This is a genomic window from Sphingobium rhizovicinum, assembly GCF_042647625.1.
In the GTDB taxonomy this organism is placed as follows: Bacteria; Pseudomonadota; Alphaproteobacteria; order Sphingomonadales; family Sphingomonadaceae; genus Sphingobium; species Sphingobium rhizovicinum.
In genome coordinates this window covers 30,475-49,805 of record NZ_JBHRVU010000005.1, presented here as the reverse complement: position 1 = coordinate 49,805, position 19,331 = coordinate 30,475, and the positions used below count along the sequence as shown (strand labels likewise).

16 protein-coding genes and 1 pseudogene are annotated in these 19,331 nt (G+C 62.1%); 6 read left to right on the top strand and 11 right to left on the bottom strand.

The features are described 5' to 3' along the window. Positions 1-106: 106 nt before the first annotated feature. The 3 genes from ACFOKF_RS19140 (at position 107) to nhaA (ending at position 5,009) form a co-directional block, all read left to right on the top strand. Entirely contained in the window at positions 107-1,681 is a 1,575-nt protein-coding gene (locus ACFOKF_RS19140) for a Re/Si-specific NAD(P)(+) transhydrogenase subunit alpha (RefSeq protein WP_380797961.1), read from the top strand. 13 nt (positions 1,682-1,694) lie between these two features. Continuing rightward, positions 1,695-3,146 (top strand): NAD(P)(+) transhydrogenase (Re/Si-specific) subunit beta, encoded by a 1,452-nt coding sequence (locus ACFOKF_RS19135; RefSeq protein ID WP_380797959.1) that lies wholly within the window; start codon positions 1,695-1,697, stop codon positions 3,144-3,146. Between the two features lie 687 nt (positions 3,147-3,833). Next, a complete protein-coding gene (gene nhaA, locus ACFOKF_RS19130; protein WP_380797957.1) occupies positions 3,834-5,009 on the top strand; it encodes a Na+/H+ antiporter NhaA in 1,176 nt (391 codons plus the stop codon). 343 nt (positions 5,010-5,352) lie between these two features. On the opposite strand, the gene ACFOKF_RS19125 is transcribed toward nhaA, so the two are convergent. The 9 genes and pseudogenes from ACFOKF_RS19125 to ACFOKF_RS19090 all read right to left on the bottom strand — a co-directional run bounded on the left by ACFOKF_RS19125 (position 5,353) and on the right by ACFOKF_RS19090 (position 13,540). Continuing rightward, entirely contained in the window at positions 5,353-6,351 is a 999-nt protein-coding gene (locus ACFOKF_RS19125) for a threonine/serine dehydratase (protein ID WP_380799308.1), read from the bottom strand. A gap of 230 nt (positions 6,352-6,581) precedes the next feature. Next, complete coding sequence (locus ACFOKF_RS19120) at positions 6,582-7,901, bottom strand: NAD(P)/FAD-dependent oxidoreductase (RefSeq protein ID WP_380797955.1); 1,320 nt, start codon at positions 7,899-7,901, stop codon at positions 6,582-6,584. Positions 7,902-7,942: 41 nt separating this feature from the next. Beyond that, the gene (locus ACFOKF_RS19115; RefSeq protein WP_380799307.1) at positions 7,943-8,314 is read right to left on the bottom strand and encodes a carbohydrate porin; all 372 of its coding nucleotides are present in this window, start codon (positions 8,312-8,314) and stop codon (positions 7,943-7,945) included. Positions 8,315-8,400: 86 nt separating this feature from the next. After that, complete coding sequence (locus tag ACFOKF_RS19110; RefSeq protein WP_380797954.1) at positions 8,401-8,661, bottom strand: hypothetical protein; 261 nt, start codon at positions 8,659-8,661, stop codon at positions 8,401-8,403. A 26-nt stretch (positions 8,662-8,687) separates the two neighbouring features. Further along, positions 8,688-8,759, bottom strand: a pseudogene (locus tag ACFOKF_RS25665) (hypothetical protein); the annotation flags it as partial. Between the two features lie 421 nt (positions 8,760-9,180). Next, positions 9,181-10,719 carry a carboxylesterase/lipase family protein gene (locus tag ACFOKF_RS19105; protein ID WP_380797952.1) on the bottom strand — a complete coding sequence of 513 codons (1,539 nt, stop codon included), beginning with the start codon at positions 10,717-10,719 and terminating at the stop codon, positions 9,181-9,183. Between the two features lie 96 nt (positions 10,720-10,815). After that, positions 10,816-11,571, bottom strand: a complete 756-nt coding sequence (kduD, locus tag ACFOKF_RS19100; RefSeq protein ID WP_380799306.1) for a 2-dehydro-3-deoxy-D-gluconate 5-dehydrogenase KduD — start codon at positions 11,569-11,571, stop codon at positions 10,816-10,818. 23 nt (positions 11,572-11,594) lie between these two features. Then, entirely contained in the window at positions 11,595-12,428 is an 834-nt protein-coding gene (kduI, locus tag ACFOKF_RS19095; protein ID WP_380797950.1) for a 5-dehydro-4-deoxy-D-glucuronate isomerase, read from the bottom strand. A gap of 59 nt (positions 12,429-12,487) precedes the next feature. After that, the gene (locus tag ACFOKF_RS19090; RefSeq protein ID WP_380797949.1) at positions 12,488-13,540 is read right to left on the bottom strand and encodes a LacI family DNA-binding transcriptional regulator; all 1,053 of its coding nucleotides are present in this window, start codon (positions 13,538-13,540) and stop codon (positions 12,488-12,490) included. 129 nt (positions 13,541-13,669) lie between these two features. On the opposite strand from ACFOKF_RS19090, the gene ACFOKF_RS19085 reads away from it, so the two are divergent. From ACFOKF_RS19085 to ACFOKF_RS19075, 3 genes are read left to right on the top strand one after another with little or no spacing between them, the layout of a single operon-like run. Continuing rightward, on the top strand, positions 13,670-14,446 hold the full coding sequence (locus ACFOKF_RS19085; RefSeq protein WP_380797947.1) for a 2-keto-4-pentenoate hydratase: 777 nt from the start codon (positions 13,670-13,672) through the stop codon (positions 14,444-14,446). 32 nt (positions 14,447-14,478) lie between these two features. Further along, positions 14,479-15,762 carry an MFS transporter gene (locus ACFOKF_RS19080; protein WP_380797946.1) on the top strand — a complete coding sequence of 428 codons (1,284 nt, stop codon included), beginning with the start codon at positions 14,479-14,481 and terminating at the stop codon, positions 15,760-15,762. After that, positions 15,762-17,261, top strand: a complete 1,500-nt coding sequence (locus ACFOKF_RS19075; protein ID WP_380797945.1) for a UxaA family hydrolase — start codon at positions 15,762-15,764, stop codon at positions 17,259-17,261. The genes ACFOKF_RS19080 and ACFOKF_RS19075 overlap by 1 nt, the downstream gene beginning before the upstream one ends. On the opposite strand, the gene ACFOKF_RS19070 is transcribed toward ACFOKF_RS19075, so the two are convergent. Both ACFOKF_RS19070 and ACFOKF_RS19065 read right to left on the bottom strand, forming a co-directional pair. Then, positions 17,251-18,633 (bottom strand): sensor histidine kinase, encoded by a 1,383-nt coding sequence (locus ACFOKF_RS19070; RefSeq protein WP_380797944.1) that lies wholly within the window; start codon positions 18,631-18,633, stop codon positions 17,251-17,253. The genes ACFOKF_RS19075 and ACFOKF_RS19070 overlap by 11 nt on opposite strands. A gap of 8 nt (positions 18,634-18,641) precedes the next feature. Beyond that, positions 18,642-19,328 (bottom strand): winged helix-turn-helix domain-containing protein, encoded by a 687-nt coding sequence (locus ACFOKF_RS19065; RefSeq protein WP_380799304.1) that lies wholly within the window; start codon positions 19,326-19,328, stop codon positions 18,642-18,644. Positions 19,329-19,331 lie beyond the last annotated feature (3 nt).

Below are 19,331 nucleotides of genomic sequence, written 5' to 3'. Positions count from 1 at the left end.
CATCTTCAATAGCTGAAAAACTGTCATTATAGGCCATAGGGAAGCCGGGCGGCCATGCGCATAGCGCAAGAGTCCTGTCGGTACGAGAATAGGGGAGAGAGGCAGCGTGAAAATTGGTGCACCCAAAGAAGTGTCAGCGGGCGAGGCGCGGGTCGCGTTGACGCCCGATAGCGCCCATCAGTTGCAGAAGCTGGGGCATGAATGTCTGATCGAAAGTGGTGCTGGCGCAGCGGCTGGCTATAATGATGACAGCTATCAGAATGCTGGCGTGAAAATCGTTGCCACAGCAGAAGCGCTATGGGCCGCGGCCGACGTCATCGCCAAGGTGCGTCCTCCCGAACCGGAGGAGGCCGCCCGCCTCACGCCTGGCAAGACGCTGATCTCTTTCTTTTATCCCGGTCAGCGCGGTGACGCGCTGGAAGCGGTCACCGCCACCGGCGCCAACGTGCTGGCGATGGACATGGTGCCACGCATCTCGCGTGCGCAGAAAATGGATGCGCTGTCATCCATGGCCAATATCGCCGGCTATCGCGCTGTCATCGAAGCCGGCGCCAATTTCGGACGCTTCTTCACCGGGCAGGTGACGGCTGCGGGCAAGGTGCCGCCGGCCAAGGTGCTGGTCATCGGCGCAGGGGTCGCCGGTCTGGCGGCGATCGGCGCGGCGACATCGCTGGGCGCGATCACGCTGGCCTTCGACGTGCGGCCCGAAGTCGCCGAGCAGATCGAATCGATGGGCGCGCAGTTCGTCTATCTCGACTTTGCCGAGGAACAGCAGGATGGCGCCGCAACGGGCGGCTATGCCGCGCCGTCCAGCCCGGAATTTCGCGCCGCGCAGCTGAAGAAGTTCCGCGAACTGGCGCCGGACGTCGACATCGTTATTTCCACCGCGCTGATCCCCGGGCGCGACGCCCCCGTGCTGTGGACCAAGGACATGGTCGAGGCGATGCGCAATGGATCGGTCATCGTCGATCTGGCGGCGGAACGCGGCGGCAATTGCGAACTGACGGTTCCCGACGAAAAGATCGTGACCGGCAATGGCGTCACCATCATCGGCTATACCGATTTCCCCAGCCGCATGGCGGCCCAGTCCAGCTCGCTCTACGCCAGCAACATCCGCCACATGCTGGCCGACCTGACGCCGGCCAAGGATGGCGTGATCGTCCATGACATGGAAGATGACGTGATCCGGGGCGCGACCATCGCCTTTGAAGGGCAGGTCAGCTTCCCGCCGCCGCCGCCCAGGATCAAGGCGATCGCGGCCCAGAAGCCCAGGCCCAAAGCGGAGGAACTGACGCCCGAACAGAAGCGGGCGCAGGATATTGCGGCGTTCAAGGCGCAGACCCGGTCGCAGGTGACGACATTGATCGTCGCGGCAGTGCTGCTGATGGCGGTGGGCGCGGTGGCGCCGGCCAGCTTCATGGGGCATTTCACGGTGTTCGTGCTGGCCTGTTTCGTGGGCTTTCAGGTGATCTGGAATGTCAGCCATGCGCTGCACACGCCGTTGATGGCGGTCACCAATGCGATTTCGGGCATCATCGTGGTGGGGGCGATGCTTCAGGTGGGGTCTTCCAACGGCATCGTACTGGCGCTGGCGACGATTTCCATTTTGATCGCTTCGATCAATATCGTTGGCGGCTTCCTGGTCACGCGCCGGATGCTGGCCATGTTCCAGCGGTCGTAAGAGGGGGCGATCCATGTTTGATGTTGGTGTTGTATCCGCCGCCTATATTTGCGCCGCGGTTCTTTTCATTCTGTCGCTGGGCGGCCTGTCCAATCAGGAAAGCGCCAAGCGCGCCGTATGGTATGGCATATCCGGCATGGCGCTGGCGGTCGTAGCGACGCTATTTGGTCCAGGTGCGGCCAATCTGCCGATCGTGATGGGCAGTTTTGCCGTGGCGGCCGTGGTCGGCTGGGTCGTGGCGGTGCGGGTCCAGATGACTGAAATGCCGCAGCTTGTCGCCGCGCTGCACAGCTTCGTGGGGCTGGCCGCCGTGTTCATTGGTTTCAATGCGCATTTCGAACTGGAAGCGGTGCAGGCGCTCGATCCCGCCGCGCGCGAGGCGCTGACCGGCTTTGCCGCGATACTGGCGCACAAGACGCCGGTCGAAATCAACATCCTGAAGGTCGAGGAATTTCTGGGCATCTTCATCGGCGCGGTGACCTTCACCGGGTCGATCGTCGCCTTCGGCAAGCTGGCAGGAAAGCTGGACGGCAAGGCGAAGAAGCTGCCGGGCGGCCATTTGCTCAATGCCAGTGCGGCGATCGCCTCGCTGGTTCTGCTGGTCCTGTATGTCGGCAATATCGGGGTCGAGGGCCGCGAACTGACCGTGCTGATCGCCATGGCGGTGCTGGCATTGTTCATCGGCTTTCATCTGGTGATGGGCATTGGCGGCGCGGACATGCCGGTGGTCGTGTCGATGCTCAACAGCTATTCCGGCTGGGCGGCAGCGGCGATCGGCTTCACGCTGGGCAACGACCTGTTGATCGTGACCGGCGCGCTGGTCGGTTCTTCCGGCGCGATCCTGAGCTACATCATGTGCAAGGCGATGAACCGGTCGTTCGTGTCGGTGATCCTGGGCGGCTTTGGCGGCGCCACCGGCCCGGCAGCGGAGATTGAAGGCGAACAGGTGGCGATCGACGCCGATGGCGTGGCCGCCGCGCTCAACGAAGCCGACAACATCATCATCGTGCCGGGCTATGGCATGGCGGTGGCGCAGGCGCAGCAGGCGGTGAGCGAACTGACCCGCAAGCTGCGCGCCGCCGGCAAGACTGTGCGTTTCGCCATCCATCCGGTTGCAGGCCGCCTGCCCGGCCATATGAACGTGCTGCTGGCCGAAGCCAAGGTGCCCTATGACATCGTGCTGGAAATGGACGAGATCAACGAGGATTTTCCCACCACCGACGTGGTGATCGTCATCGGATCGAACGACATCGTCAATCCTGCCGCGCAGGATGATCCCAATTCGCCGATCGCCGGCATGCCGGTGCTGGAAGTGTGGAAAGCCAAGCAGGTCTTCGTATCGAAGCGCGGCCAGGGCACTGGCTATTCCGGCATAGAAAATCCGCTATTCTACAAGGAAAATACCCGCATGTTCTATGGCGACGCCAAGGTCGCAGTCGACAGCCTCCTCGCCAAAATCGGCTGAGGCAACCCTGGCAGGCTGAGCATGCACGCTGCGCCTGTGGACATGGAAATCGAAAATCCGGCGGACAGACCGACCGGATTTTCGATTCCCTGGTTGAATCTGGTCGTCAGGCGATCGCGGGTGAGTTTTCCTGATCAAGGAGCAGGATCGCGTTTACCTGTCTCACGAAAGAGCCTTTTGCGGCAGGTCCGTGATGATCAGAGCCTGTGGAATGGTGATGGTGAAGCAGGCGCCAAATGGCACCGCATTATTGGACGCAGAGACGGGAAGGCCCATGGCTTCGGCGAAGCCCTTGACGATGGCGAGACCATGCCATGTTTGGCGCGATCGGAGCCTTCAAGTCTGGTAAATATGTAGAAGACGCGATGTTCCGCGCCTGACGGAATATCCCGGCCTTCATCAACGATCGACAGGGTGATGGCATCGGGCAGGGCGTCCACCCTGGCATTATGACCAACAAGCGATTGTCATGTATCGTGCGCCGCACCGGCGCCGCGTCGAAGAGATCGATGGCTTTTGATCGGCCGGAAAAGCGCTTTTATCGGATGTTTCGCCTATAAGGTGAAAGGGTTGTGAAGCAGGGGCTACGGTGCGATAGGAGAGTCGGGTGCCGGCTCCATCGCAGGGTCATGGCAGGAAACACATCGGTCGGGCCGCCGGTGACACGCACATATTCCGGAGTGTCCCTTGGCTTTTAAACTTGCCAACAGTCGAAGCGCCCTACGTCAGTTCCTTACGCATCAGTCTTCCGCAGGGCTGATTTTGATGGCGACCACCATCGTTGCACTGGCAATCGCCAATTCTTCGCTTCACGGCCGCTATGAATCGGTCTTGCTCGCCTATCTGGGGCCATTGTCAGTCGAACTTTGGGTCAATGACGGCTTGATGGCCATTTTCTTTCTGCTGGTTGGGCTGGAAATCAAGAGGGAGATGCTGGATGGCCAGCTTTCGACATGGTCCCGCCGCATCCTGCCCGGCTTAGCGGCGATCGGCGGCATGGCGATCCCGGCGCTCATGTTCCTGCTGTTCAACAACACGGAAACGGCGAATGGATGGGCGATCCCGGCTGCGACCGATATTGCATTCGCGCTCGGCGTTCTTTCGTTACTGGGAAATCATGTTCCGGCGTCCCTGCGGATTTTCCTGACCGCGCTTGCTATTCTGGACGATCTCGCCGCCGTCGTCATAATCGCCATCTTCTACACCGCCGAGCTCCAATATTTCTATCTGCTGGGTGCTGGCGCCCTCACGCTATTTTTGTTCCTGTTGAACCGGCTGGGTATAATGCGCATTACTCCCTATCTGCTGGTCGGCGCGCTGCTCTGGTTCTTCGTCCTGCGTTCGGGTGTTCACGCCACGATAGCTGGGGTCGTGATGGCGCTCGCAATCCCGCTGCGCACCAGTCCTGGGGAACCGGACGACGAGGCTAACAGCCCGCTGCATCGACTGGAGCATATGCTTCATCGGCCGGTGAGTTTTGTTATTTTGCCGATATTTGGATTTGCGAACGCCGGTATCCCTGTTCTGGGTTTGCCGGCCGCGACCTTGTCTGCGCCGGTGACATTGGGCGTCGCGCTGGGATTATTCGCGGGGAAGGCCATTGGCGTTTTCAGCTTCTCCATGCTCGCCATCCGGTTGAAGCTGGCGAGCATGCCCGCTCATGCCCGCCCCATCCAGTTGTTCGGCCTCGCCCTGCTATGTGGAATCGGCTTCACCATGAGCTTCTTCATCACACCGCTCGCCTATCCAGACGACCCGATGCTGCAAACGCAAGCCAAGATAGGCGTGCTGATGGGTTCGCTACTTGCCGGCATGCTGGGTTATCTCGTCCTGCGGCTTGTTCCGCGCCGCATAAGTCCATGAAGAGCGTATCGCAGGGCCGAGCTACATCCTGCCGGCCGCGCCATGTGAGAGTCGAAGGCACCCAAACCAGCGTATAGTTACGTCCGTCGACTGGATCGGTCATAAGCCTTCATCACGTCGGCGAAGATTGGCCCACAGTCGAGCATCCCGACGAGTCTGAAAAATGGTGTCGCCCGCGTAACGGGCGCGCCAATGGATTGAAACCGGTGCGCGTTGTCGAGATGACAGCCCAGTTGACGCGCAAGTGATGGCGGCTGAGCATCAACGATGCATCGTGGGTTCTGCATGACGGCGATAACAAGCTTTGCGCGTTCGCACATCTGATCGAGGCAGCCTCACATCGTCACTCGTCCCGCCGCTCGCACTGGCGCAAAATGCCGGCATAGATGTCAGGATCGACATTCCCGCCCGAAACAACCACGACACTGACCCCATCGGTCCGCGGCACGCGCTGTTCAAGTACAGCAGCGAGGGCCACCGCGCCGCCCGGCTCGATCACGAGCTTCATGGCTTCGAAGGCAAATCGCATCGCCGCGCGCACCTCATCGTCCGTGACGCAAAGACCTGCGGTCAGCAGCGCCTTATTGATCGGAAAAGTGAGCGCCCCCGGAGAAGGTGCGAGCAGGGCATCGCAAATAGACCGCGCATCGGCAGGCACCGTTTCCCGTTGTCCGCTGAAAAGAGACCGGGCGGTATCGTCAAAATCCTGCGGCTCGACGCTGTAGATTTCGACATGCGGCGCGCTATCCTTGATAGCGGTTGCAATTCCGGCGACCAGTCCACCCCCGCCGCAACAGACGAATACGCGATCAATCGACACGCCAATCTCGGCCGCTTGTTCGATAATCTCCAGTCCGGCAGTTCCCTGTCCAGCGATGATATAGGGGTCGTCGAAGGAGGGCACGAGAATGGCGCCGCGCTCTCTTGCAAGTGCCATCGCTATCTCTTCGCGCGACTGGGTATAACGATCATAGAACAGGATTTCGGCACCCAATGCCCGTGTGTTGGCGACTTTGATCGCAGGTGCGTCCGCAGGCATCACGATGGTCGCCGGGATGCCAAGAAGCGCGGCTGCGGCCGCAATTCCTTGCGCATGATTACCCGACGACCATGCAACCACGCCGGCAGCCTTGTCAGCGTCGGGGATTCGCGACAGGCGATTATATGCCCCGCGAAACTTGAACGATCCGGTATGCTGCGCGGCTTCGAACTTGACGAGTACGCGATGACCCGCCCGTTCGTTCAACGGAGCAAATTCGAGCAAAGGCGTGCGAACCGCCGCTCCCGATATGTAACGGGCTGCTTCATGGACATCGGCCGCGCAGATGGCAAACTGGGTCATGCTGGAAATCCTGGGTTCGATGCTTCGACGGCCTGAAAGACATAGCTGGCTATCCAAAGATCCTGCAAGGTGCTGCAAGAATCCAAAGATGCTGCAATCAGCATCATGTCGATCAGGCCCGACACAAGATGCCCAATCACAATGATCCGCGCAGGCGACAAAGCACGACCAGACGCGCCTTGACCGACTGACATGCATCCGCCGCAATGCGAGGCCGCCAAAAGCACCTGTCAATGCAGCTTGAGCCGGGGCCGCACCAGTCGGTTGATGTGGCTGACCGCGATCAGCGCGCTGCCACGCCACCAGCCATGCACCGCCAAAAGATGCATGCGGTATAGCGACAGATAGACAAACCGCGCCAGCCGCCCTTCCACCGCCATGCGTCCACCAACCAGTTTGCCCATCAACGATCCAACTGTCGAAAAGCGGCTCAGCGACACCAGAGACCCATGATCGCGATAGTTGAAATCGACCAGCGGCCGCTCCGCCAGCAGCCGCTTTATATTGGTGAAGGCGGTCGAAGCCATCTGGTGCGCCGCCTGCGCGCGGGGTGGCACCGGCCGGTCGCGCCGGGGCAACATGCTGTATGCGCAATCCCCCATGGCGAAGATCCGATCGTCGGTTTCGCTTTGCAACGTCGGGCGCACGATGACCTGTCCGCCACGCGACAGGGCCAGCCCATCCAGTCCACCCCGCACAGGCGCGGCCTTCACCCCGGCGGCCCAGATTTGCAGATCGGCCGGGACGAACGCGCCGTCGCCCGTCTTCATCCCTTCCTCCGTCGATTCCGTCACCGCCATGCCGGTCAGCACCTTGACCCCCAGCGCCTCCAGTTCGCCATGCGCCGCCTCCGCCAGCCGATCGGGCAAGGCGGGCAGGATGCGCGGTCCGGCCTCCAGCAGCGTAACGTCCAGCCGCGCCCGGTCGAACACCTCCAGCCCGTAATAGCCCAGCGCATCAGCAGCATTGTAAAGCTCGGCTGCCAGTTCGACGCCGGTCGCCCCGCCTCCAACGATTGCGATCCGTACTCGTGCATCAGACGTAGGGCGAGCCACCATGGCGCGCGATACGCGCAAACAATGGTTCAACAACTGATCTCGGAAACTGTCCGCTTGCCCCCGGCTGTCGAGGAAAAGACAATTGTCTACGACGCCCGGTGTCCCGAAATCGTTGGTGACGGAGCCATAGGCCAACACCAGATAGTCATAACGCACCACATGGGCGCTGACGACCTCGCGCCCCTTATCGTCAAACATCGGCGCGATATGCACCTGCTGCGCGGCGCGATCTATCCGGTCGAACTGGCCATAGAGATAGCGATAGCCCCAGCGATGACAGTGGCTGCGATAGCCGACCTCATCCATGCTGGCGTCCAGCGATCCGGTAGCGACTTCGTGCAGCAATGGCTTCCAGATGTGGGTGCGATTACGGTCGATCAGGATTATATCGTGCCGCTTGCGGCCATAATGCGCGCCCAGCTTGCGCGCCAGTTCCAGGCCCGCGGCGCCGCCGCCCACGATGACGATCTGAGTCTTCCGGTCCGCAACCATATTCCTATCTTGCCCCCTGTGCGATGCGCGAAGATGCGCCATCAGAATTGCATTTTTATCTGGCCACCTATTGCGATGGCATTTGTGGCCGATCGAAAACTAAAAGCGCCCGGCTTCACTATATATGGAATGTCCGGACGGATGGAGAGCCAGCGTTGCGTCTGGAGGCGATAGCGCAGTTGAATCGCAGTTTCCTCGACGGGGAGCACCGCACGGCCAGATTTACCGTTTTCCGTCCGTGCATGAGCCCGTCCTGTGGGTGTGCGGCGCCCAGGGCGATCTTGTCCGCATCGCGGCCGTGGAAGGTGCCGGTTCTTGACCACGCCCGCCGCATACCAGCGGGCAATGGGATAATTACACCAGCCGCTATCACCGGACATAGGCGGAGGATAAGCGCAAAAGGCCGCGTTGATGAAATTGCAGCCGATCGGCGCCCGCCCAGATCATTGCCCTTCACGAAATAGCCCACTCGCATGTTCAGCCGCCCGCCGGTCATATCTTACTCATAACTGACTTCACTCAGGCGACTATACTGACCGCCATAGGCTTCCTGTACAGGCAGGCGTTTGCCGATGTAATCGGACGAAATGCCAACGCCGCGCCGATCATTGAGTATGATATACAGCTTGGTGCCCTTCTCCCCCATTATCCGATCCCTATCGAAATCCGCGCCCCGCGTCGGCGTGCCAATCGGGGTGGGCAGGCCCATATGGGAACCGAACAGGCGGCAACCCGCACCGTGCCAACCGGCGCCTGCCATTTGATCTTGCGGGTTGTCACGTCGACCACGGTCATCATACCATAGGGCGGCGCCTGACAGGGAAGGCCCAGCGCGGACAGGAAACGGTCCTTCTTCACCGAATGGCACTTGCTTCATAGGCACGCTGCCCATGCCAGTGTGGGTCGCTTCCCCTCTTGCTGACGATGGCCTGCTGTTCTGACGACTGCGGCAACATCCGCTAGAGCAACTATCCGGCATCCCCCTTATCCTGCTAAAAACGCAGTTCGGGCAGCGGCTTTTTCGAGACGGCATGAGCGTGACCGACCTTCAGCCGATGAGCATGATCATGCCACGCGGCCGCCGTTTCGTACCGGGGGTTCAGAGGGTGATGGAGTTCTGCCAGAGCCAGCTAAGCCGACTCTGAAGCTCCATATGCATCACAGGATCGCCGGTGCGTCGCCCGATACGCAACAAGTCGGACTTCTCAGCTTCAGCGCCATCATCAGCCACGTGATCCGAGCCGTCGTCGTGAAGGCCGCACATATGACAGGCGACGCCTCAACTGCCCGGCTGAATATAAGGGACGCGGGCGAACAAACGTCGCTCCCACCCGCGCGGGTCGTCTGCCATGCCGCTCTCGACATCGAAAATCATCGTCGTCCGCCGATCCAGCCGATATTGGTTCCACCCCGGATCACCCCGATGGGCAAAGTCAAGGAAACGGTCCATCATTGCAGCAGACGCCGATCGCGCGCCGGCCCCGGTTCCGGTAAAGGAGCCTGGCGCATCCAGCGTGCCAAAGGCGAGCGCAATGTCCATGGTGTGCGGCGCCCCGCGACGGGGCTGGGTGGGCGACTGGAAATCGACCTGATAGACCCAGGTCGGCGCATCCGCCCGCGCTCGCGCCTCCGCCTCTATCACCTGCCCCGGCCAACTGCGCCCGGCGGTCGTCGCGGCATAGAAAATGCGCTCAGCCGACCAGTCGGGATGATGCGCGCGATATTGGGCGACGATCCATTCGGGCGACAGATCCATGCGCAACTCCCCCGCTATCCGCGCCGGCAAATTGCCCCAGTTCAGCCCCGCGATCAGCGGCCCGTCAGGATTGATGAAGGCGCGCGTTTCATCGCGGGTATTGCCCAGCATCATCGGGATAGCATTGCCCTGCGGCGCGGCGTCCGGCCAGAAGGGGTGGCGATCCAGCCATCTCATATCCAGCACCGGCCCCATATAGAGGCCGCCGCCCAATATTGGATCCTGCACATCCAGCCCGTCGATCAGCCGTTCGACCGGCATCGTCAGCAATGGATCGAGATGATCCGGCGACACGCCCAGTTTTGCCAGATAGGCGGCGGTGCGACGCGAGGCGTTGAGCGGGCCGCTAGCCGTCACCTGCTGCCCGCTCATCGTGATGGCGCGGTGGAATAGTCCCTTGGCGGCGGGCATCGCCATCATCGTCGCGATCTTCGCCCCGCCGCCCGACTGGCCGAAGACAAGGATATTGCCCGGATCGCCGCCGAACGCGGCGATATTGTCCCGCACCCAACGCAGCGCCAGTATCAGGTCCAGCTGCCCGGCATTGCCGCTGTCAGCAAAGCGCGGATCGAGCCGCGCCAGATAGAGATAGCCCAGCGCATTGAGCCGATGGTTGACCGTCACCACCACCACGTCGCGCCCCGCCAGATGCCGCCCGTCATTCAGCGGATCGACCACGCTGCCGTTGGAATAGGCGCCGCCATGGATATAGAGCATGACCGGCCGCCGGGCCGCTGGCTCCAGCCCCGGCGTCCAGATGTTGAGAAACAGGCAATCCTCGCTGGTCGCCGCCTGCTGACCCTTTTGCGGGCAGGACGGCGCGAAGGCGGTGGCCCGCTGGATGTCGCGCCATGGTTCCGGCGGGGCGGGTGCGCGAAAGCGCCGGGGCGCCGTGTCCTGCCCATAGCGCACCCCGCGAAATATATGCAGTCCGCCTTCGCTTGTCCCCCGGATGCGCCCATTGCGGGTGGCCACGACCGGATCGCCCCGCGCCGCCCATGCCGGAGAGGATGCCAGCGCCAGCCCCGTGCCGATCAGGGTCCGCCGGTCGAGCATGGACATCGAGCGCTCCTCTCCAGTTGTATAAGCCGCAGAAGGATTTGCCCCTCCTGCTGGCAATTAACGCCCTCGCCCCGCAGGAGCATCGACGCATTCACATCAGCGTGCGAGCCATCCTCCATCGACGGCGAGGATATGGCCGTGGACATAGTTTGCGGCGGCGGAGGCAAGGAATAGGGCGGCCCCGCCAATGTCGCTGGCCTCGCCCCATCGGCCGGCCGGGATGCGCTCCTGGATCTGGCGGTTGCGCGTCTCGTCGGCTTGCAAGGCGGCGGTGTTGTTGGTCGCGATATAGCCCGGCGCGATCGCGTTGACGTTCACGCCTTTGGCCGCCCATTCATTCGCCAGCAGCTTCGTCAGGCCGGCGATGCCGCTCTTGGACGCGGTATAGCTAGGCACCCGGATACCCCCCTGAAAGGACAGGAGCGAGGCGATGTTGACGATCTTGCCGCTACCCTGCGCGATCATGTGGCGGCCCGCCGCCTGACACAGGAAGAAACTGGTCTTCAGGTTCGTGTCGATCACCGCATCCCAGTCTTCCTCGGTAAAATCGACGCTGTCGGCGCGGCGGATGATGCCCGCATTGTTGATCAGAATGTCGAGGCCGCCCAGCGTCTCCAGCGTTTCATCCACAACGCGCTGGACGGGTTCGATGCTGGAAAGATCGGCCGAAACGATCTGCGCCCTGCGCCCCAGCGCGCGCACCTGCTCGACGGTGTCTTCTGCGGGCGTGCGGCCCACCGCGGCAATGTCCGCGCCGGCCGCCGCCAGCGACAGCGCGATCGCCTGACCAATGCCGGTGTTTGCGCCGGTGACGATCGCCACCTTGCCCGTCAGATCAAAGGGCCCGGTCAGATCAAAGGGTGTCGCCATCTCGCTCACCGCAGCTGGCAGATGTCGAGGACGTTCATGTCGGTATAGTCGAGATTCTCGCCGCCCATCGCCCAGATGAAGGCATAGCTTTTCGTGCCCGACCCCATATGCACCGACCAGGGCGGCGAAATCACCGCTTCCTCATTCTCGATGACGATATGCCGCATCGCGTCCGGCTCGCCCATATAATGGAAGACACGGTCGCCGCCCTGAAGATCGAAATAGAGATAGATTTCGCTGCGCCGGTCATGAAGATGCGGGGGCATGGTGTTCCACACGCTGCCCGTCTCCAATACGGTCAGGCCCAGCAGCAACTGCGCGCTGTCGCACACGCCCGGGATCACCAACTGATAGATGGTGCGGTGGTTGGAATTGGCCAGGTCGCCGCGCTCCAGCGGGTTCGCCTGCGCCAGCGTGATTTTCTTGGTCGGGCAGACCTTATGCGCGGGCAGCGAAGCGATGTAGAAACGCGCCTCTTCTCCCTCGAAGATCACCTCAATCGTGCCCATGGGCACATAGAGACATTCCTTATTGTCCAGATCATAGCGCACGCCATCAACGATGATCGCGCCGGGGCCGCCGATATTGACGATCCCCGCCTCGCGCCGCTCCAGAAAGGGATGCCCCGCCGCCGACGCCGGTTCGCTCTGGTCGGGCAGCCGGATCGAACCACCCGCAGGCACCGCGCCGCCAATCACAAACCGTTCATTATGGCTGTAGTTCAGGACAACCTGCCCCGCCACGAACATCCCGCCAACCAGATAGCGGTCGCGCAGGCTCACATTGTCCACGCATTCCATCATATCCGGGTGCGTCGCGTGATAGGTCTTCTCGAACATGAACCATCCTCTCAGCAGCGATGTCCAATTCAGACACCGGTGTCATAACATGCCGTCTATCAGCTTGCGGCTGGTGGCGCAACCGATCCGCGACGGATCAATGTCGAACTGAAGTGGGACGGTTCATTGACGTCCGCTCCTTCGCCGATCGCCGTGCCGATCAGCTTGAGCGCTGCAGCCCGGCCCATGGCGACGATCGGCCAGCGAACGGTGGTCAGCGGCGGCCAGACCCGTGTCGTCACCGGCGTGTCGTCAAAGCCGATGATCGACAGTTCTTCAGGCACAGCGATGCCACGCAGGCGCGCCGCATAGAGAACGCCTGCCGCCATTTCATCATTGCTGGCGAAGATGGCGGTGGGCCTAGGCGACAGATCGAGCAGGCTTTCCGATGCCGAAAGCCCCGATTCAAACGTATATTGGCCGTCCGCGACCAGGCTGCGCGGCAGGCTGATTCCAGCCTCCGCCAGCGCCAATTCAAATCCTTCGCGCCGCTCCTGCGCTGAGCGAAAACCATGTGGCCCGGCGATCAACCCGATCCTGCGATGCCCCTGCGCAATCAGATAGCGCACCGCCTCTGCCACCGCTTCCCGATCGTTGGATGTCACCATATGTTCGGCATCGTCCAGCACAGCCGATCCCATGCGCACATAACGACAGCCTTCTTCATCCAGCATCCGCGCCAGCGCGTCATTTTCCGACATGGGCGGCAGGATGACCACGCCGAACAGGCGCTGGCGAGTTACGAAGCTGCGAATATCGTCCATCACCAGATTGGAGCCGCGATCCACGGGACGAATCACCATTTCGAACTCGGTGCCGTGCAGCGCCTCCAATATGCCCTTCTGCATGCTCAGGATCATCTGGACATTAGGATTGTCGTAGATCAGGCCGATCAGGAAGTTGCGGCCCAGCGCCAGCGCGCGGGCCTGCGGATTGGGAACATATCCGGTTTCCCGGATGATCGCCTCCACCTTGTCGCGCGTTTCCTGATTGAGCAGCGGCGACCGGTTGATGACGCGACTGACCGTTTTTTTCGACACGCCGGCCATGCGGGCGATGTCGTTGATGGTCAGCTTGGGCGTCTGGCCCTCATCCTGTTTCTGTTTTGCCATGCCGCCTTATAGCGCACAATCGGGCCAGCGCCAGAATGGCCCGCTTGCCAATGACACCGGTTTCCATTACCCCGAGTCCCAAGAGTGAGGACAGAGGATGAGCCAGTGAGCGCAAGCAATGATGTGGTGATGACGGCGACCGCCTTTCTGGATGCGCGCCGGACGGCGTCCGGTCTTGCCGACTATCCCGGCACGCCGCCCGCCACGCTCGACCAGGGCTATGCGATACAGGATGCCGCGCTTGCACGCGTGAGTGACTCCGTTGCCGGATGGAAAGTTGGTCGAATTCTGCCGCCTTTGTCCGACCAATATGGTTGCGACCGGCTCGCGGGACCGATCTTCACACCCTTTGTCGAAATCGTGGACGATGCCACGAGCGGTCTGGTTTTCGCCGAAGGATTCGGCGCAGTCGAGGCGGAATTCCTGTTCCGTATCGGCACGCCTCCGCCCGTGGATAAGTTGCATTTCACGCTGGAGGAAGCCGCAGCCCATATCGATGCCGTGCATATCGGTATCGAGATCGCCAGTTCCCCGTTCAAGGGCATCAACGCGATGGGACCGGCAGTGACGATTTCCGACTTCGGCAACAATAATGGCCTGTTGATCGGTCCAGCTGTACCGCACTGGCGCGACGGCGCATATGCGCTTCAACCCGTCGCCACCCGTATCGATGGCGTCGCGGTGGGAACCGGCACCGCTTCCGCCTTCAACGACGGTGCGATCGGTTCGGTGCGTTTTCTGCTAGAAAATCTCGCGGCGCGGGGCATTGCGGCACAATCGGGCTGGTGGATATCGACCGGTGCGGTTACCGGTGTCCATCCGGCGCAGCCGGGGCAGTCTGTGGAAACAGATTTTGGTCCCTTGGGCACGCTGACGTGCCGCATCGCGACACAAGAGCCGCGCTAAAAGCGGCCAGCAGGACGAAGATCAGGAGCAGGATGATGAAGGACGGCAGCATCGAAGTCCCACCACCGGGCCGCTATCGCTGGGTCGTGGTCGGCCTGTTGTTCGCGGCGACCGCGATCAACTATGTCGATCGCCAGATGATCGGCGTGCTCAAACCCACCCTGTCGGCAGAGATGGGATGGACGGAAACCGACTATGCCAATATCGTCTTCTGGTTCCAGGCCGCCTATGCCGTGGGCTATCTGGGCTTTGGCCGGATTGTCGATGTCGTTGGTGCGCGCTTTGGTTATGCCATCGCCGTAACCATCTGGACGATCGCCCATATGGCGCATGGCGGCGTCCACAGCGTCACCCAGTTCGCCATGGCGCGCTTTGGCCTGGGCGTCGGGGAATCCGGTAATTTCCCCGCCGGCATCAAGGCCGTGACCGAATGGTTCCCGCAAAAGGAGCGCGCCTTTGCCATCGGCCTGTTCAACGCCGGCGCGAATATCGGCGCGATCGTCACGCCGCTGCTCGTGCCATGGTTGACCATCACCTATGGCTGGCGCGTCGCCTTCTACGCGACCGGCATCTTCGGCATATTATGGCTGATCGCATGGCTGGTCTTTTATCGGCGGCCCGAAGATCATCCAAAGCTGACGGCGGGTGAACTGGCCTATATCCGGCAGGATCCGGCTGATCCGGTCAAACCGATCGGCTGGGCGAAACTGATCACGGTCAGGGAAACCTGGGCCTATGCGATCGGGAAATTCTGCATCGATCCGATCTGGTGGTTCTTCCTCTTCTGGCTGCCCGGCTATCTGGGCACCCGTTATGGCCTCGACCTCGTCAGCTTCGGCCCCCCGCTTGTCGCGATCTATTTGTTGTCGGATGCCGGCAGCGTCGTGGGCGGATGGATGTCGGGCCGGATGATGAAGGCGGGCAAGAGCGTCAACGCGGCACGCAAGCTGACCATGCTGATCTGCGCCTGCGCCGTGCTGCCAATCTTCTTCGCCCAGTCGATCGACAATCTGTGGCTCGCCGTACTAGTGATCGGCATCGCGACCGCCGCGCATCAGGCCTTTTCCGCCAATCTCTATACGCTGCCGTCCGATCTGTTTCCACGCGGCGCGGTCGGCTCCGTTGTCGGCATTGGCGGTACGGTGGGCGCAATCGGCGGCATGGTCATGGCAAAATATGCCGGCTATATTCTCGACAGCATCGGCAGCTATACGCCCCTGTTCGCGGTCGCGGGCAGCGCCTATTTCGTCGCACTGGCGCTGGTGCATATCCTGTCCCCGCGCCTGGAGCGCATCAGCGTCGATGAGTTGGATTGATGAACATCCTGTCCGAACCAAGCCCTGTTCTGCTGGTCCATTCCGACGACAGCGTGGTGATTGCCATGACGCCGATCACCGCCGGCATGTCCGTCATCATCGATGGTGAAACCATCATAGCGCGTCAGGATATTCCGCAGGGGCACAAGCTGGCGCGCCGCAGCGTGGCTAACGGAGCCCCGGTGCTGCGCTATGGCTTTCCCTTCGGCGTCGCAACCATGGCAATCGAACCGGGTGACCATGTGCACAGTCACAATGTCCATACCGCGCTGGGTACGGGCGACGCCTATCGTTTTTCACCGCCTGAAGCCGATGCGCCTGCGCATGGATCGGACAGATCGTTCATGGGCTATGTTCGTGACGATGGTTCAGTGGGGACGCGCAACGAAATCTGGATCATCCCGACCGTCGGATGTGTAGGCCGCACGGCGGAACGACTGGCGGCCAAAGCCGGTCTGTCCCTGCCGGCCGGTATCGGCGGCATCCACGCCTTCCCCCATCCGCTGGGCTGTTCGCAACTGAGCGACGATCTGGAGGGCACGACCGGCATATTGGCGGCGCTGGCGCAGCACCCCAATGCCGGTGGCGTGCTGCTTCTGGGGCTGGGGTGCGAATCCAACCAGATGGCACTGATGCTGGAACGGATACCGCCGGAGCGCCGCACCCGCATCCGCACTCTAGGCGCCCAAGCGTCGACGGACGAAATGGCGGAAGGGCTGGCGGCCATCGCCGAACTGACGGCCATTGCCGAACGGGATGAACGGCAAGCCGTGCCGCTTTCCGCGCTGCGCCTGGGCGTCAAATGCGGCGGGTCCGATGGACTGTCGGGGCTGACCGCCAATCCGCTGATCGGCCGTATGGCCGATGCGGTGGGCGAGGCCGGAGGAAGCGTCCTGCTGACCGAAATTCCTGAGATTTTTGGCGCGGAACGCATATTGATGGATCGTTGCGCCGATGAAGCGACATTCGACGCGCTGGTGGGATTGGTGCGCGGCTTCAAGGACTATTTCGTCGCTCATGGTGAGCCGGTTTCGGAAAATCCCAGCCCCGGCAACATTCGCGGCGGCATCACCACGCTGGAAGAAAAATCGCTCGGCGCCGTGCAGAAAGCCGGGCATGTTCCGGTAACGGACGTCCTGCCCTATGCCGGGCGAGCCAGCCGCACCGGCCTGACCGTACTGGAAGGCCCCGGCAACGACGCGGTGTCCACAACGGCGCTGGCGGCGGCGGGCGCGACCCTGACGCTATTTTCCACCGGACGCGGCACCCCGCTGGGCAGCCCGATCCCGACCGTCAAGATCGCGTCCAACAGCGCGCTGGCGGCGGCCAAGCCGGGCTGGATCGATTTTGACGCAGGCACGGTGCTGGCAAAGGGCATGGATGCGGCGGCGCAGGATCTGCTCGATACGGTCATCGCCATTGCATCGGGCAGGCCGGCTCGCAACGAAGTGAATGAAGAGCGGTCGATCGCGATCTGGAAACGAGGGGTTACGCTGTAAGCGCACCCTCAATTGTCTCCAAAGCCGGGATCGCCAATGTCACACACAGACCTGGCGTCGCATCGCCAAGGGTCAATTCGCCATCATGAAGACGCGCCACCGCAGCCGCCAGCGACAGCCCCAGACCCGCTCCGGTGATATGGCGTGACGCATCAAGTCTCGCAAAACGACGCAGCGCCTCCATTCTTCGCTCCTGAGCGATGCCCGGTCCGTTGTCGGCGACCTGAATGATGATCCGGGCACCATCGCACCGTGCAGACAGGGTTATGACGTCGCCGCCATATTTGAGCGCATTGTCGATCAGGTTGGATAATACCTGCCCGAAGATTTCACGATGGGACCGGATCAACAAGCCGGGATCGGCGTCCACCCGGATGCTTATGTTGCGCTCCTCCGCCACGGCGCCATACATTTCCTGAAAATCATAGAGCAGCGCTGCGACATCGACCGGCGCGAAACTGTCCCGACCAATGCCCGCTTCCGCCCGGCTGATCGACAGGGCGGCATCGAGCATGCGCAACAGCGTGTCTCCCTCATCCAGCGCACGCTCCAGCGCCGCAATGGCCGCCTCGTCCCTGCTCTGGCTCAGCGCCTGCTCCAGCACGGCGCGCATCCGGGTAAGCGGCGACCGCAGATCATGCGCTAATCCATCCGTCACCAGCCGCAATTCGCCGACTAGGCCCGTGATGCGATCCAACATGGCGTTGATAGCGGTGCCCAATGCGTCGAACATGTCGCCGCTATCGTTGAGGGCGATGCGCTGGTCCATCGCACCGGTTTCAACAGCGGCGGCCGTATCGATAACCACGCGCAGGCGGCGCTGGATGATCGCTGCGGACACCCACGCGGCGCCCGCCGCCAGCGGCAGGGCCAGCAGCACCGCCCCCAGCAGCGCCGCCTCCAGATACGTGCTAAAGCGCATATCCCGTTCCACCGCATGGCCGGTCAGCAACCGCGTGCCATCGGGAAAACGGGTGCCGACAATACCGATCGTGCGCCGCTGCCCCTGTGGCGTGCCTGCCCAGTGGAGGCTGACCTGATGCCAGGCCCCGGCCGTACCCACCTCCGCCGGCCAGCGATCCAGATTGCCGGCGATGCGATGGCCATCGGGCGCCAGCAACAGGATGACGGCGTTGCCGCTGGGATCGGCGGCGATTCGGTTTCGTACCGTCGCTCCTGCCGCGCTGAGGCCCGCCGCTGCGTAGGTTGCGGCAATATCGTCGCGCAGCCCGATCGCCACCTCGCGACTGGCATGATCGACCGCACGTCCGGTAAACTGATGCACCGCGCCCAGCGCCAGCAGCACGCAGGCAATCTGCATCAGGAAGACAAGCGCAGCAAAGCGCCATATGACCGAGTGGCGCCAGCGCATCGGCGAACTCAGCCCTTCTCGCTCAACCGATAGCCCGCACCGCGCACGGTGTGGATCAGCGGCGTATCGCCTTCTTCGTCAATCTTGCGGCGCAAGCGGCTAATATGCACGTCAATGACATTGGTGCCTGGATCAAAATGATAATCCCACACGCCTTCCAGCAGCATCGTCCTCGTCACGACCTCGTCCCGGTGCCGCAACAGATAATCGAGCAGGCGAAATTCCCGGGGTTGCAGATCGATCGACCGACCACCGCGCTGCACCTTGCGCGACAACAGGTCCATTTCCAGATTGCCGCAGGCCAGCCGCGTTTCAGGCAGTTGCCCATTTGTCCGCCGTCGCAGCATGATGCGCAGCCGCGCCAACAGTTCGGCGAAAGCGAAAGGCTTCGCCAGATAGTCGTCTGACCCGCTCGTCAGCCCTTTCACCCGCTCATCGGCGGTCGCGAGCGCGGAGAGAATCATGACGGGCGTTTCGATCCCGGCTGCACGTAGCGCCGCCAACACCGCCAACCCGTCCATGCCCGGCAGCATCCGGTCGAGGATGATCGCATCATGCGCCGCCTCAGTCGCCAGGAACAACCCGTCGCGCCCATTGTCGGCCCGGTCGACGGTGAAGCCTTCCTCCTCCAGCCCCTTGGCAATATAGTCGGCTGTCGTCGCGTCATCCTCGACCAGCAGCAGCTTGTGACTCATGAC

Coding starts and splice junctions, on each gene's coding strand:
- ACFOKF_RS19135 (WP_380797959.1), top strand. CDS start 1,695: ATGTTTGATGTTGGTGTTGTATCCGCCGCCTATATTTGCGCCGCGGTT.
- ACFOKF_RS19125 (WP_380799308.1), bottom strand. CDS start 6,351: ATGACCCAGTTTGCCATCTGCGCGGCCGATGTCCATGAAGCAGCCCGT.
- ACFOKF_RS19120 (WP_380797955.1), bottom strand. CDS start 7,901: ATGGTTGCGGACCGGAAGACTCAGATCGTCATCGTGGGCGGCGGCGCC.
- ACFOKF_RS19085 (WP_380797947.1), top strand. CDS start 13,670: ATGACGGCGACCGCCTTTCTGGATGCGCGCCGGACGGCGTCCGGTCTT.
- ACFOKF_RS19110 (WP_380797954.1), bottom strand. CDS start 8,661: ATGGCAGGCGCCGGTTGGCACGGTGCGGGTTGCCGCCTGTTCGGTTCC.
- ACFOKF_RS19090 (WP_380797949.1), bottom strand. CDS start 13,540: ATGGCAAAACAGAAACAGGATGAGGGCCAGACGCCCAAGCTGACCATC.
- kduI (WP_380797950.1), bottom strand. CDS start 12,428: ATGTTCGAGAAGACCTATCACGCGACGCACCCGGATATGATGGAATGC.
- ACFOKF_RS19080 (WP_380797946.1), top strand. CDS start 14,479: ATGATGAAGGACGGCAGCATCGAAGTCCCACCACCGGGCCGCTATCGC.
- ACFOKF_RS19070 (WP_380797944.1), bottom strand. CDS start 18,633: ATGCGCTGGCGCCACTCGGTCATATGGCGCTTTGCTGCGCTTGTCTTC.
- ACFOKF_RS19075 (WP_380797945.1), top strand. CDS start 15,762: ATGAACATCCTGTCCGAACCAAGCCCTGTTCTGCTGGTCCATTCCGAC.
- ACFOKF_RS19105 (WP_380797952.1), bottom strand. CDS start 10,719: ATGTCCATGCTCGACCGGCGGACCCTGATCGGCACGGGGCTGGCGCTG.
- ACFOKF_RS19065 (WP_380799304.1), bottom strand. CDS start 19,328: ATGAGTCACAAGCTGCTGCTGGTCGAGGATGACGCGACGACAGCCGAC.